Raw genomic sequence first — 13,906 nt, forward strand, 5'->3', positions numbered from 1 at the left:
ATTTGCAGTGTGGTGTTACAACAAAATAGGGACAAAGCGGCATAATTATCAGCTCAGTATCAGTTTTATTTGGATTGAATTTCTTTATATTAAGAGGCTTAAAGTATGAACTCGCGGGGTGAGTTTTCAGCCCGCGAGTGTGTGGTGCTGGAATGCACAAAGCTTAGGGTAAGGTGGCTATAGAGATCGTCTCCGCATTACTATTGCCTGCAATGTCTGGCTGGTACATCATTTCAGCTCTGGCTGGCGGTGCAAGATAAAGGCCACTGGCGCGCACTTGTGCCAGATATTCAAATATGGTGGTGCCGGCGCTGAGGTGGGCCTGATAAAAGGTGGCCTGCTGTAAACCCTGTATGGTTTGTTGCAGATGTAGTCCGATATCCGCGTAATCTGTCTTTAACCAGTTTTTGTACTGGGTATAACGGTGTTCAGGGTTAAGTGCATGCAATCCGCCAGCCAGAGTATCGGTTAACAGCACATGTGCCCGGTCTTCGGCCGAAAAGACCTCCAGCGACACTTTGATCAGGTCCCCGGGGTTGAGTGTTTGTCCTGCAAATGGCTGCCAGCGATTGTTATCGTAAACCTGATAACGACGTGTCACATCAAGTCCGCCATTTACCACTGTGGGAGACGCCAGTGGTTGGCGGCTCTGCACTGTTAGCCAATATGCTGCTTTCAGAGGTGAGTCAATATGATAGCTTTGCTCATTGTCCTGAGAGGAGTTGTGCTGTGTAAATGTCACGGGAACTGAAGCACTTTGGCGGTGGCCTTTCAGGGCGAGTGAGCAGATCCCATCTGTCAGTGTATTGCCAAAATGCCCTTGTCTATGTTGACGACTGATGGCCAGCTTGCTGAGCTGCGCGGTTAATGTCTCGCGCTCTGTAAGCATTAATGCAAGACACTGCTCCTGTGGTCCGGAGAGTGCGCTGAGGGTTTGATCCTGAAAGCCTTCATCCAGCAGCCGTGCAAGGGCTTTTTCCAGTTCAGGCTGGTTATAACCAGCGGCTTTCATTGCTAAGAGTTGTAGTAAATTACTGCGGGTACCTGATACGCCGAACATCTGTCGCCAGCTCAAAATTTGCGCGAGTGTCACCTGACCCTTCTGTGCCAGAGCCCACCACTGCCAGTCAGCACTGTCATCAATGAAATTGCGTCGATTGTGTGGGGCCCTTTGCAATGCTTTAAGTAGGTTAGCTGCCATCGATTCAAGAGTTTCTTTGTTGGTGTTGAGGTCGAAGTCGCTGCCACTCAGCCAGTGACTGACGAGCAGAGTGTACGCGCTTAGCATCGGGTCAGCGTTACGGTTCGGATAATAGGCATACCCAATGTCATGATGCCAACTTAAATTCTCCGTTTCCCCTTTCGTTAAAGCGTGTTGCAGGGACGCTTTGCCATCAGGCCAAAGTTGACTGGCAAGGGGGTTTACACTGTAGCTTAAAGCTCTGGATAAGGTTTGCTCCCAGCATTGATGCGGGTAATGCTGATGGTGTTGTATCAAGGCTGACCAATTAGGCGCAAGCTGCTTAATGGGGTGTGCTTCAGCAGAGACAAGCGTTGCATCATCTGCCAGCGAAATGGTGTTTTGACGAGCCGGGTCGAGTAGCCAGCTTGCCTGAACTATACGACTATTGTCACTCACTTTAAAGGTCGAGAACCGAGGCTTGTTTAGGCGCCTGCTGTAAAGTTTCAGCGCGTATTCGCCGGGGCCTAATTCGGGGAGCGGCACATGCATGACTTGCTCCCCCTGACTGTTTAGCACAATACTTTGGCCAATGAGTGTTTGACCGTTCAGTGTGAGTTGTACTGTATCCTTTTGTGCTGTATTCGTTCGGTTTGCTGCTCTGACAGTGATGATGGCCTGATCGCCCTGAATGAAATGTGTCGCATGTGTCACATGATACTCCAGCTGAGCATGGCTGGTCAGGGTACCCGTATATGTCTGAGTATCCTGCGCATTCAGTGCAACAGCAAAGACACGCCAACGCCCGAGCAGCTGGGGCAACGCCAGTGTGACGGTTTTTTCCTTGTTAGCATTCAGTGATATAACAGGTTGCCATACTGACTGTGCAAGCGCATATGCTTGTGAATTATTGTCGGCCATACTAGAGCCGGTCATTCTCAGTGCCTCGTATTTAGCACTCAGACTAGTCTGTTCCAGTTGCTGGGTTAGTTGGGGGTCAACCAGCCAGTTGTTCAGATTGTAGTTGCTGACAATGCGCTGGTGATAGCGGCTCTGGTTAAACAAATCCGCCAGATGTATATCTGTGACCTCGTCATACGCGATGTTGAACAACGCATCATTGACCAGCCAGAGCTGAATGTCTGCATCCTGATTGCTAGACAGGGTGATGTCTAGTTGACCGCTGGCCGGTACTGCATCCGGGTGCGTTACTTCAAGTGATAAACTTTGGGCTGGCAAAACGGTCACTGTGAGTCTGGCGAATTGGCCATGGGTGTCTGGTTTATTTGGCAGTGCAGGTGCAGAGCTCGCCAGCGTAAAGCGAGGCTGAGCTTGCCACTCGCTCAATGCTTGATTGGCCTGGTTTTGCCATTGCTGGCGTAATGCGGCTCTTTGTTTGTCTGTATGTGGCATGACTGCTTTCATCTCAAAGCCGGGACGCCAGCTATGTGGTATTGACAATGTTAAGTCGTTGTTGCCCTGTGTGACAGCGAAGGAGTGTAATGCCTGATGCTCACCCGCAGTGACGAAAACCAGGGCTTCACCGTCTTGTGGAGCATCAAGTGAGAAAGCATACTCCTGTCCGGCAAGGACTTGTTTGTCACCAGATAAGGTGAGTTTATGTGCTGACGTATGCTCATCGTTTGAGGGGCCGTGCCTGAATAGGTAACGTTGCCATAAGTAATTTTGTTTTCCGCTGCGGATATCCAGCGAATAATAGCCAGACTCATCGTCTGGCAAGTCGCAGTATGCAGGCGTTTGCACTTTACATAGCAAAACTTGCTCCGTGCGCTCTTTTCCGTTTTCACTGGTCGATACTTCCACATAGACGGCTGCCGGTACCGATAGTTGCGCACCGCCCTGGTCAACAGCGATGATATGGACTTTATCGTCTGATTCTTTTAAGCCAATGTAATGTGCCCGCGATAGGTAGGTCAGTGCCTGATCGAAAAAGTGCATTTCGCCCTGTTCAGTGACCACTCTGCCAGACAATGCGAGTCGAACTAGCGGCATGGTCTCAGTGGGAGTAAAACCTGCAGATGCTCTTGGGCCGTTGGCACTTAATGCAACAGCTTGTTGATGCTGGTTTTCCGGGGCTTCTCTGCTGCTGCTAAATTCGTAATCTTGTGGCCAGCTGCTAGGCAGGTCTGAATAGCCAAAGCGGATAAACTGGTATTTTAATTCGCCACTGAGGTTGTCTGCTGTATAGCCATTCATTGTTTTACCACTGACTGAGATGGTCATTGGTTGGTCTTTATATGCCATGTCCGGGTGTTGCCAGCTCAATTCTACTTCAGGCGGAATGAACTCAAAGACAAGGAGGTCACCTAACGAATATGCCTCTCCTGCTACCTCGGCGCTTACCTGATAAATGCTGGCTTTGTCTAACCCCTTCGCGAGGTGAAATTGTCGTATGCCAAATTCAGATATCGACCTCTGCTCCAGTTGAACCGTATGGTCAGTGTCTCTGTCTCGTAGGATCAGGTCGACATTATCTAGCAGAGGTTGCAGGCCATTTGGGGTGTGCTGATACAGCACAACGCTTAAATCAATGGCAGAGCCTGGCTGGTAAATAGGCTGACTATTGAGCAGACTACCCGTGATGGCACTGGCAGGTTTTGGGGTGATTGTGATCATGGCATGTGCCTCGCCTTTGCTGGCCCATAACCAGCAGTCAACGTCACTGTGTGGTAGTAATGATTGCCATGTACCATAACTGAGCGTCAACAAGCCATTAGAATTACTCTTTCCCAGCTGTTTAGGGGTGACGAATGACGAACAGGCGAGATAAACCTCAACGTCTGTCATTGGGACATCCGTATTAAATTCGCTGCTGCGAAGTGTGATGCCGGGTCCCTGATGTACTGTCAGGTTAAAATCGGAGGCGGCCAGCGTGTGCTGATGCTGGCGCATTTCAACGTCGCTCGCATAAATGGAGGCTGTACTCGCACCTCGTATATCGTAAAACAGGACCCCACTTTGGTCATTTAACCGGGCACTGACGGGCAAACGCGTTTGGTGCAACTGATTGTCCATATGGCGTGATACATTGGGCACTTTGGTGAGCAGTGTGGTTTTGTTTTTTGTAGTAAGCCAGTGATGTAATTGCGTCAGAGTTTTTGCCGGGTAAAACTGAATTGAGAGATCTTGCGTATTGCGTGTCATCAGTGGTAACTCGGCGTGCGTATGCGCTGGGTATGCTTCGCCAGATTGGTCACTTATCTGCCAATATGGACTATTGGGGGCTGTGTGAAAATGCAGCGTACCAGCCCCTGAGAAGGCTTGTTTGGTTGAGTCAGAACGCAATGCTCTGAAGTTGAGTTGGTAGTCGGTATCTCCTTTGAGCGCAACCGGGTAGTAGTAGAGATCGTCATCTGGATTTTTACGGGCACTGCCTGTGATGATAATCGGCTGGGTCGAAACGGATGGTGAAATCACAGACTCCATGAGCCAGAACTTTTCTACCTCATGATTAAATCCGAATGCCAGAGACTCAGGTGTACAAGTGGCGATGTCGTCCGGGGAGAGTGGATAGTAGGTCTTGTACCAGAAGGAATCAGACGGATAAGATTGTTCACAAAAAATACCCATAAATTTGGCTTCTACAGGAGGCTGCGAGGTCTGAACCAGGAATGGGATCGGTTGTGGCGCAGGTAAAGCTAGATGCGCTTCTGTTGGCCGAAAACCGGCAGGCAAGGTGACTTCCACGCTGCCAGGTTGCAGTGATGCTGCAAAATCAAAGGTGAGCAAATAACCGCGATTATCACTGTACTCGTCATAGTGCCGTTTGCTTGGTGTCACTGGTTGACCATCGAGTGTAAAGGTCAGGGAGTTTGTGATGTCCCACACTGCACGTTTGTCTGCGTCGGAGAAAGCACGGTATTTCAGCTGAAGCTGTTGTTCGTGGGACTCATCAATATAAAGGGGCCAATGTGCGCTATACCACTGTGTTGTATAGTCTTTTTGTAATTGAGCGTGCAGACCGGGGAATTTTGCTTCAATGCGTACTTCTAACGGTACATAGGCGCTAATATTGGCATACAAATCACAGCTGAGTTTATTCAGCGATACAAAGCGCCAGCGGCATTGTTGTTTATACTTATCCGAAAGCCTGATCCGAGATAGCTGAGCATGGCTGGGTACCTGGCCCGGCTGGGCAACCTCTTCGTTAAACTGGATCAGGATTTGGGTCAGCTTGTTTTTGTGAGTATTAAAGCGGACATTCTCTACCTCCAGTGCCTGCACCTGAAAAAAGCAGATGACGAGGGTAAGCAACAGCAGCGCGCTTCTTTGCAACATGTGTATTCCTTATTCTGAGTAGCTGGCAACTTGATCAAACCAATAACGCCTGCCTGCAGGAATAGGGGTGAAAAAGTGCATTTTTAGAGTGATTATCAATCAAACCTTGATAATCTTTCAACCCGTAGCCAATTTTATCTTTTGTCTCCAAGGGCTTAAACTGATGTGCATTCACTTTGTCGTTTTCACACGAGACTTATCTTCGTGGCAAAATCCAGTTTACTCAGTGCTTTAATTATTTCGGCGTGTTTTTTCTCCCACTCTCTAAGGCTCAGGATACGAGCCTGGGTAGTAATGAGGTAACGATTATCAGCACCGAGCAAATTGAATGGGGTCATCTGAACCCGGCTTGGGTGATAAGAGCCCGAGGGCTGCGAACTTGTGGAGAGACAGAAATGTTGGTGAGATTTGAACCGGGCTTTTCGTCACCGCCTCATATTCATAATGTGTCTTATCGCGGTATTGTGATAGAAGGCCCGCTGCATAACGACGACCCTCAGGCAAAAGCGATGTGGATGCCACCGGATCTTACTGGACTCAAGCGGCTGAGGAAGATCACATTACATCCGCCAATGTGCAGGGCAATATGATTTACCTTGAAATTGACCTGGGCCTCTATCTGTTAAGCCCTCTGCACAGCAATTTGATAATGGTGAGCGGCCCGTCAATCTCCTGACCTGGTTGGATCAGCATACGTCAACGCAGCTCAGGGGCGCAGGTATTCGACTGACAAACTTATGCCAGCAAGCACCGCTGACAGGTGCGTTGGTGAAGTTACCGGCAAAGACAAAGGTGACCTTGTCCAGCACGGGCACAGAGTTTAAAGCGATGGTGATCCAGGGGTCCATTAATGTCTTGCAGGCAAACACTCAGAAAAGCCCGGAGTTAAGACCTGGCAGTTATCTGGCCGTTCAGGACGTCGTAAAGCTGGCGTTGAGTACCAAGGCACCTACCCTACTTTACGTGAGGACAAATCAGGCATTTCAAATAGCACGAGAATAGTTTGAGGAGTGCTGGAAAATCAGCCCGGCACAACAAACCGGGCTGATTGTATTAAGCTGGGTTGATCTCAGCTGCAATCACTGAAATTTCTACTAGTAAGGTGTCTCTTGCCATAGCCGCCTCTACACAAGCGCGGGCAGGTGCGTGGCCTTCAGGCACCCAGGCATCCCATACTTCGTTCATTTCACTAAAATACTGCATGTCTTTGATATAGATTGTGGCAGACAAGATATGCTCACGATCACTGCCAGCCTGAAGCAACAGCTCGTCGACTTTCTCAAGCATAGTGGCGGTTTGTTCCTTAATGCCCTGCTCTGCGTCTTTACACACCTGACCGCATAAATAGATGGTGCCGTTGTGTTTGACGATGCGGCTCATGCGTTGTTTGGTATCAATTCTCTGTATCACGGGGGGTCCTTTATTGAATAAATAGTGGAACACATAACAGGCTTCGATGGTATCACTGCCTGTTGCTCTGTGTAAGTGCTTTTGTCCCTTTATTCTCCAGCTTATCTTTGCCAGATGTCCCCGAATTATTGCCCTAAAGCGCCGATTGTTATTTCCGCCTGACGCCTAACATGGCATCCAACGTTGACCTGATAGTGAACGTTATCCGAGGCGGCATGATGTCGCGAATTTAAGAGTAATTTTTGAGGAGAATTTTATGTCTGGACTGGTATCTATGGCGCAGCAATTCAGTGGCTTACCTATGAAGTCGCTTATCGGTGGCCCACTGAAAGCTGCAACAGATGCAAATGGCATGATGGCACGTACGCAAACGCAGTTTATGCTCAGTACCTGCTTTGATAAATCAACCGGGGGGCTCAGGGGAGTTCAAGTCAGCTCAAGCCAATTATGGTCGAGTTCACGCTGAGTCGCCCGGTGATCAAAGGCACAGCGACGTCAGAAGCGAATATCACACTGAAGCTACCTCTGTTGACGTTGATCCCGCTGAACTCTCTGGCGGTTGATGACGTGAAAGTGCACTTTGAAATGGAAGTGTCCAGCTCAATGTCCAAGGACAATGAAAAGCAGTCTGAGCAGGAAACCGCGGCCAAAGCCGACATCACGGCAAAATACAATGCCGGCTTGTTCTCGGTAGAAGTCCATGGTTCTGTATCACACAGCAGCAAATCCAGTTCGAAGCAACGTGAGCACTATGAGGCGTCGAATAAAGCCAAGTATGAAGTGGACGTTCATGCAGGCCAGTTACCGCTGCCAACCGGTGTAACCACCATCATCAATGCCTTTACGAAGAACATCGACCCGATTATCGAAAAAGAGTAATCACCTGTAATAGCACCCAACCAGGGGAAGCCGTGTGCTTCCCTTTATTAACCGGATAAATACAAAGAGAATATCATGATCGAATTCCAATCACTCATGAAAGCGATCCACAAAGGTGTCAAAGATGCTGCTAAATCGGTTGAAGGCGAAACGCTGGATTTTGTAAAACGCTTTTTTGATGAACAAGATAATGGCAAAGGGAAAGCACCCAGCTACTCACCCAAAACTTGCGCAATGGAGTTTCCCAGCCGTACGGAGCATGGCATAGACACAGTAAGTGCGGAGGTGCCTTTATTAGCGCTGGTGCCTATTTCTTCACCTCGTATCTCTGAAGTGAAATTTATTGCCGAGCTGGAGATCAGCAACAATGATCAAGAGCAGCTGATGGTCGCGTTTGCCCGCAGTAATGCCAAACCTGGTGGGCTGCGCAAAAAGCTAATGGGTCAGCAGGATACTACTGAGAGCACGGCTAATGCGAGCCTGGAGATCACCTTGACCGGCAACGAACCGCCAGAAGGTCTGCAAAAGCTGATTGAAGGATATGAGCGTGCACTCAGGGCGCAAATTCCAGGCTAAGCCACACAGTGTGAGGACTAAAGTATGAACAACAATATTGCGTCTCAATTTGCCGGTTTGCCCATGAAAGCACTGATTGGTGCACCGCTCAAAGCAGCCACAGATGCCAATGCGATGATAGCAAATGCGCAAACTCAGTTTATTTTATCGACCTGCTTTGAAAAAGATAGCCATAACCATGGTCACCTGACGCCGGTGATGGTGACATTTACGCTGTCCCGTTCAGTACTGGAGAAAGACGGCAGTATCAGTAAAACCCCTTATGAAATGGAGATCTCAATCCCGTTGATGACGCTGATCCCGATCAACTCGCTGGCGATAGAAAAACTAAAAGTATCTTTTAGTATGGAAGTGAAAAGCTCCAGAGAAATAAAAAAGCAGACATCACAGGAAAGTAAACAGAGTCGCTCTCAGACTCGACAGCCCGAGCACGCGCATGAATTTGAAACCGAGTTGCATGGTGCTTTGGCGAAATCTGGCAATCAGAGCCAGCAACAATCCGGCTCGGCACATGCGAATTATGAAGTGATGCTCGAAGCGGGGCAACTACCTCTGCCACGTGGAATTACCACAATACTGGATATTTTCGCGAAAAGCCTGACTCCTTTACCCCGTAAAAATGAGGATTAAACGATGAGTATAAAATCTAAAATTGACTGCCCTGAATGCGGCGTGCCTATCCATTTTGAATCCAGCCTCCTGCTGGCTGGACAAGCGTTTTCCTGCTCTAACCCAAGTTGTGGGGTGACTATTTCACTGACTGCGACGGATAAAGAGGTGGTGTCTGATGCGTTTGATAAGTTTGAGCAAATGCGTAACGAAGCGACGCACCAGGCAGGTCGATACGATGCCTGAGCGGCGCGACTGTGACTAGCCCGGCAGTGTATTAACACGCCCGGGCTATGGCATAGCTGTTAAGCGCCCGGACCACATTCCATACAATGCTGGATGATATCCGGACCAAATTTGAGTTTTGCGTTGAGGTTTCTCAATGCAGTACGCAGGCCTTCTTCGATTACCGGGTGGTAAAAGGGCATATCCAGCATCTGAGGTACCGTCATTTTATTTTGTACAGCCCAGGCCAGCAGGTGCGCCATATGTTCAGCTGAGGGACCGATGAACTCTGCACCCAGGAACAGACCACTGCCCTGCTCTGCATACAAGTGCATATACCCTTTGTTTTTGAGCATCACTCGGCTACGACCCTGATTCTCAAAGCTTACTTCACCAATCGCAAAGCATCCACACTTACCATATCGCTCATTGAGTTGTTTAAAACTCTCACCGACCATGGCGATTTGCGGATCACTGAATACGGCCGCAATGGGCGCACGTCTCAGGCCATTACGCACATCCGGGAACCGTCCGGCATTTTGACCGGCAATGGTGCCCTGATCGGCCGCTTCATGTAACAATGGGATCTGATTGCTGGCATCACCGGCGATAAAAATATGGCTGTCGCCACATTGCATCGTATAGGGGTCGGCAAGTGGTACGCCGCGTTCGTCCAGTTCAATGCCGGTGTTTTCAAGGCCCAGTTTATCAACATTGGGTACCCTGCCCGTTGCTGCCAGTACGAAGTCAAACTGCTCCGTTTGTGGTTTACCCTCGCGGTCAATATAAGTCAGCTGTGCCTTATCGCCAACCTGCTTCATATCAGAGACTTTGGCATCGCTGTCGACATAAAACTCTTCTGCAAAAACGGTATTGGCATAGTCCTGGATCTGCGGATCAGTCAATGGTCCAATATTGCCGCCCACGCCAAATAGCTTCACATTGACGCCCAAACGGTGTAGTGCCTGTCCTAATTCGAGGCCGATTACGCCCGGACCAAACACGGCCACAGATTCAGGTAAATCCTGCCAGTCGAATACGTCATCATTGATGATCAGTTTGTCGCCAAATGCCTGAAAGAATCCGGGGACATTGGGCCTTGAACCGGTAGCGATGACAAACCGTTTCGCAGTGACCACGGTATGGTCGTCGATTTGAATTCGGTTGGCATCTAAAAAGCGCGCATACCCTTTGATACGGTCTTGCTCAGGCAGCTCATCCACGGCTTCCAGTACAAAACCTACAAACCGGTCACGTTCGCTACGTACCCGTGCCATCACGGCTTTACCATCTATTTCAGGTACTGTGGTATTAACCCCGAACTTGGGTGCTTCGGTGACACTGTGTGCGGCTTCCGCCGCAGCAATCAACAACTTGCTGGGCATGCAGCCGACCCGTGCGCAAGTGGTGCCATATGCACCGGCTTCGATCATTAACACTTTGTCAGTAGATTGTTTGGCATTTCGATAGGCGCTGAGCCCGGCAGTGCCCGCACCAATGACGACGACGTCAGTTTCAAGTTGTTTCATGTTTTACCTCTGAGCAAGGGGAGTTGTGGGGCTGTTAAGCCCCTTTACACTGATATTGGCCTAATGGCTGCTACGGGTATTAAGCGAAGTGTGCAGCCAGGTCGTCTGAGCCGCCAATGTGTTTACCGCCAATGAACACCTGCGGCACAGTTTCACGACCGGATAGTGCTTTAAGGCTGGTCAGTGTGGCTTGTTGACCTAACACCAGTTCTTCATAAACCAGACCTTTCTCATCCAGCAGTGCTTTCGCTTTAGCGCAGAAAGGACAACCAGGTTTAGTGATGATTGAAACAGGCTGAGGCTTAACCTGCTCCGGGTTGATGTATTCAAGCATAGTATCGGCATCTGATACTTCAAACGGGTCGCCTGGTACGTCTGGTTCAATGAACATTTTTTCAATAACGCCATCTTTAACCAGCATAGAGTAACGCCAGCTGCGTTTACCAAAGCCTAAGTCTTTTTTGTCAACCAACATGCCCATGCCTTCAGAAAACTCGCCGTTTCCGTCCGGGATAAGTGTCACATTCTCAGCTTCCTGATCTTTGGCCCAGGCGTTCATGACAAAGGTGTCATTTACAGAGATACAGACGATGTCGTCGACACCATTTTGTTTAAATACGCCGGCCAGCTCGTTGTAACGTGGCAGGTGTGTAGATGAACAGGTTGGCGTAAAGGCGCCTGGTAGCGAGAAAAGCACCACTGTTTTACCTTTGAACAGGTCATCTGTGCTGATGTTTTTCCATTCGTCGTTTTCACGTACCGGGAAAGTTACCTGAGGAATTGTCTGACCTTCGATATTGTTTAACATACTGTTTGTCTCCTTTGATTTCGATGTAGCCATTATCAGGCGAATCGATTCATTTGTATAATGGGTTAAATTAATCAGTTCAATTGGAAAAATAGAATGAAATGATCGCTCAGTGCAATGCACTCAGGCGATGGTGTTTTTAGCCTAGTTCGAATTACTCTAAAGTAAAACTGTAAAAAGGGGAAGGCAGCCGGGTTTAGTCGGCTGAGGGCGTGCGTGCTGCGAGCGGCAGTGTCAGCGTGACCCGCAGACCGCCTAACTGACTGTGAGACAGGGACAGCTGTCCCTGATGTAATTCTGTGAGTTTCTGACAGATTGACAGGCCCAGACCTGAGCCGCCTAAATCACGACTGCGGGATTTATCGCAGCGATAAAGTCGCTCGGTGAGACGAGGCAAATCTTCGTCACTGACACCCGGGCTGGAATCTTCAAAGTGACACACCAGCTGCTCATCTTGTTGGGCAATGGTGACACTGACCTGACCGGGTTTGTTACTGTAATGGCAGCTGTTGCGTGCCAGGTTGTTGAAGATCTGATGCATCCGGTTAATATCGCAGGTAATCTCCAGTGTGTCTGACAGCGTGTTTTGTGTACTGAGTGTCAGGTCGTTTTGCGCGACTAATGGCTGGATTGCACTGAGTAACTCATCAAACAGTGCTTTGGCAGGTCGGGTGTGCAAATCCAGTTGCAGACTATGTGTGTCTGCCTGCGCTAACTCGTAAATATCAGCAATAAGCGTATTTAACATTGATAAACGGCTTTGCATCAGGGTGTAAGTGGCGTCCGGATCGGTAATGAGATTGTGTTGGAGTGCTTCGATATTCAGTTTGAGTACGGTCAGAGGCGTTCTCAGTTCATGAGAGACATCCGCTAATAACTGCTGTTTGAGTGTCAACGCCTGGTTTAGTACTGCAGCCTCTTTTTCCATGACTTTGCGTTTTTTCAGATGGTACAGGTAAAACATCAGGAAAAAGTTCAGCAGCACGATAATCGCAGCTGCCAGGATAACACTTTGTAGTTTGTTCTGGCGTTTTTGTTCATCCAGTCCGCTTTGCAACTGATTTACCTTGAGCGTTTCTAAATGGAGTTCAGCGTCACGTTTTTTGGCTTCCAGGCGAGTCAGCCGCGACTGTTCTGTCTGCTGCTCGAGTAATTCAGTGGCCTGCGCCTGATAGCGCAGTGCTGATGCAAAGTCTCGTTGTTGCTGATAGGCAAATGCGAGCACTTTAGCGGCTTCCACCATAGTATCGGTCGGCTCGGCTTTGAAAAAAGGCATTAACTGTTCGATGGCCTGTTCCGGGTTCATGTGACTCAATGCTCTGGCATACCAGACAAGGTGTTGGCTGTGGAGTAGCTGGTTGTGAACCGGGTTGATTAAAGTCAGACCCTGGCCGATGAGATTCGCGGCCTGAGAGTAGTTACCTTTGCTCAACTCAACACGGCCCAGCCCGGCAATGGCCCAGCCCAGATTACGCTTATGGTCGATTGATTCACTGAAGGTTTTTGCCTGTCCATAGGCCTTATCTGCGGCAGTTAAATCTCCGAGTTGGAGATGTTGCTCGGCGATCCTGATCTGGTTTTGTGCCATATAGAGACGATCATTGACCTGCTCGTCATAGCGATATGATTGCATGAAGGCGTCGAGCGCGGCCTGATGGTCACCAAAATCGACAAAAATGTCTGCCAGACCATAATAAGTTGCGGATAACATGGCCTCGTCCGGCACATTTTGTTGCTGAAGCCAGTTAAGCTGGGCCTGACGGCTTTCCAGTGCCCTGTCTAACTGGCCAAAGAGTTTGTATATTCTGGCTTCTGTATCAAAGGCCGCGTTGTGCAACGGGATGTTATTGTCCAGTTCAGCATAGTGCTTTGCCAAAGCAATGTGCTCAATGGCGTTTAGGTCTGGACTGCCTTTTGCGACGGCATTGGCGGCCATCCGATAGGCATGGCTGAGCATGCGCCAGTCCTGAGTGCGGGAGAAAAACTCGCTGGCCTTGAGAAAGTGGTTTTGGGCACTTTGGTTGTGGCCCAGGCGAAAGGCCAGGTCACCGTTTACCCAGTGATATTTGCCTTGCATAGAATCGTCTGGGTGCGCGCTCAAATGCGTCGCGAGTGCATCAAGCCTGTGTTGTGCGCGGTCATACTCCCCCAGTCGAACCAAATGCAAAGCCGTACGATGTAGCACAAAGGTTCGCTGTTGCGCTGTGAGTGTTGATCGCGTGAGTAACGCCTCCCCTTCTTCCAGTGCAGCGCGAAATGTCTTTTTCCCCTTAAGTGGGAATTGCTGCTCATAGGTGGCAAAATCTGCGCTGTGTGAGACCGAAGGCCAAAGTACACAGAGTTGGGTTGCAAAGGTTAAGGCGAGTATATTTTTCAAAGTCAGCGTCCAAA

General features: G+C 49.2%; 11 protein-coding genes and 1 pseudogene. 7 read left to right on the forward strand and 5 right to left on the reverse strand.

The features are described 5' to 3' along the window. Nucleotides 1-163: 163 nt before the first annotated feature. Complete coding sequence (locus AT705_RS22690; protein ID WP_058798600.1) at nucleotides 164-5,479, reverse strand: alpha-2-macroglobulin family protein; 5,316 nt, start codon at nucleotides 5,477-5,479, stop codon at nucleotides 164-166. Nucleotides 5,480-5,655: 176 nt separating this feature from the next. On the opposite strand from AT705_RS22690, the gene AT705_RS25920 reads away from it, so the two are divergent. Both AT705_RS25920 and AT705_RS25925 read left to right on the forward strand, forming a co-directional pair. Next, nucleotides 5,656-6,069 carry a DUF4437 domain-containing protein gene (locus tag AT705_RS25920; RefSeq protein ID WP_167552018.1) on the forward strand — a complete coding sequence of 138 codons (414 nt, stop codon included), beginning with the start codon at nucleotides 5,656-5,658 and terminating at the stop codon, nucleotides 6,067-6,069. Nucleotides 6,070-6,100: 31 nt separating this feature from the next. Next, nucleotides 6,101-6,481: pseudogene (locus AT705_RS25925) on the forward strand (DUF4437 domain-containing protein); the annotation flags it as partial. A gap of 51 nt (nucleotides 6,482-6,532) precedes the next feature. Here AT705_RS25925 and AT705_RS22700 read toward each other — a convergent pair. Beyond that, nucleotides 6,533-6,889 (reverse strand): RidA family protein, encoded by a 357-nt coding sequence (locus AT705_RS22700; RefSeq protein WP_010384425.1) that lies wholly within the window; start codon nucleotides 6,887-6,889, stop codon nucleotides 6,533-6,535. A 256-nt stretch (nucleotides 6,890-7,145) separates the two neighbouring features. On the opposite strand from AT705_RS22700, the gene AT705_RS25930 reads away from it, so the two are divergent. From AT705_RS25930 to AT705_RS22720, 5 genes are all read left to right on the forward strand, one after another. Further along, nucleotides 7,146-7,355: a DUF2589 domain-containing protein gene (locus AT705_RS25930; RefSeq protein WP_208856788.1), complete on the forward strand. Its 210-nt coding sequence runs from the start codon at nucleotides 7,146-7,148 to the stop codon at nucleotides 7,353-7,355. Further along, nucleotides 7,337-7,768: a DUF2589 domain-containing protein gene (locus tag AT705_RS22705; RefSeq protein WP_208856789.1), complete on the forward strand. Its 432-nt coding sequence runs from the start codon at nucleotides 7,337-7,339 to the stop codon at nucleotides 7,766-7,768. The genes AT705_RS25930 and AT705_RS22705 overlap by 19 nt, the downstream gene beginning before the upstream one ends. A 75-nt stretch (nucleotides 7,769-7,843) precedes the next feature. Continuing rightward, a complete protein-coding gene (locus tag AT705_RS22710; protein ID WP_058798602.1) occupies nucleotides 7,844-8,344 on the forward strand; it encodes a DUF2589 domain-containing protein in 501 nt (166 codons plus the stop codon). 24 nt (nucleotides 8,345-8,368) lie between these two features. Next, the gene (locus AT705_RS22715) at nucleotides 8,369-8,974 is read left to right on the forward strand and encodes a DUF2589 domain-containing protein (protein WP_058798603.1); all 606 of its coding nucleotides are present in this window, start codon (nucleotides 8,369-8,371) and stop codon (nucleotides 8,972-8,974) included. 3 nt (nucleotides 8,975-8,977) lie between these two features. Beyond that, nucleotides 8,978-9,199: a hypothetical protein gene (locus AT705_RS22720; RefSeq protein WP_058798604.1), complete on the forward strand. Its 222-nt coding sequence runs from the start codon at nucleotides 8,978-8,980 to the stop codon at nucleotides 9,197-9,199. Nucleotides 9,200-9,258: 59 nt separating this feature from the next. On the opposite strand, the gene AT705_RS22725 is transcribed toward AT705_RS22720, so the two are convergent. The 3 genes from AT705_RS22725 to AT705_RS22735 all read right to left on the reverse strand — a co-directional run bounded on the left by AT705_RS22725 (nucleotide 9,259) and on the right by AT705_RS22735 (nucleotide 13,892). Beyond that, the gene (locus AT705_RS22725) at nucleotides 9,259-10,707 is read right to left on the reverse strand and encodes a dihydrolipoyl dehydrogenase (protein ID WP_058798605.1); all 1,449 of its coding nucleotides are present in this window, start codon (nucleotides 10,705-10,707) and stop codon (nucleotides 9,259-9,261) included. A gap of 79 nt (nucleotides 10,708-10,786) precedes the next feature. Continuing rightward, nucleotides 10,787-11,515 (reverse strand): glutathione peroxidase, encoded by a 729-nt coding sequence (locus tag AT705_RS22730; RefSeq protein ID WP_058798606.1) that lies wholly within the window; start codon nucleotides 11,513-11,515, stop codon nucleotides 10,787-10,789. A gap of 196 nt (nucleotides 11,516-11,711) precedes the next feature. Then, nucleotides 11,712-13,892, reverse strand: a complete 2,181-nt coding sequence (locus tag AT705_RS22735) for an ATP-binding protein (RefSeq protein ID WP_157576958.1) — start codon at nucleotides 13,890-13,892, stop codon at nucleotides 11,712-11,714. Nucleotides 13,893-13,906: the final 14 nt, after the last annotated feature.

This window comes from Pseudoalteromonas rubra (genome assembly GCF_001482385.1).
In the GTDB taxonomy this organism is placed as follows: Bacteria; Pseudomonadota; Gammaproteobacteria; order Enterobacterales; family Alteromonadaceae; genus Pseudoalteromonas; species Pseudoalteromonas ardens.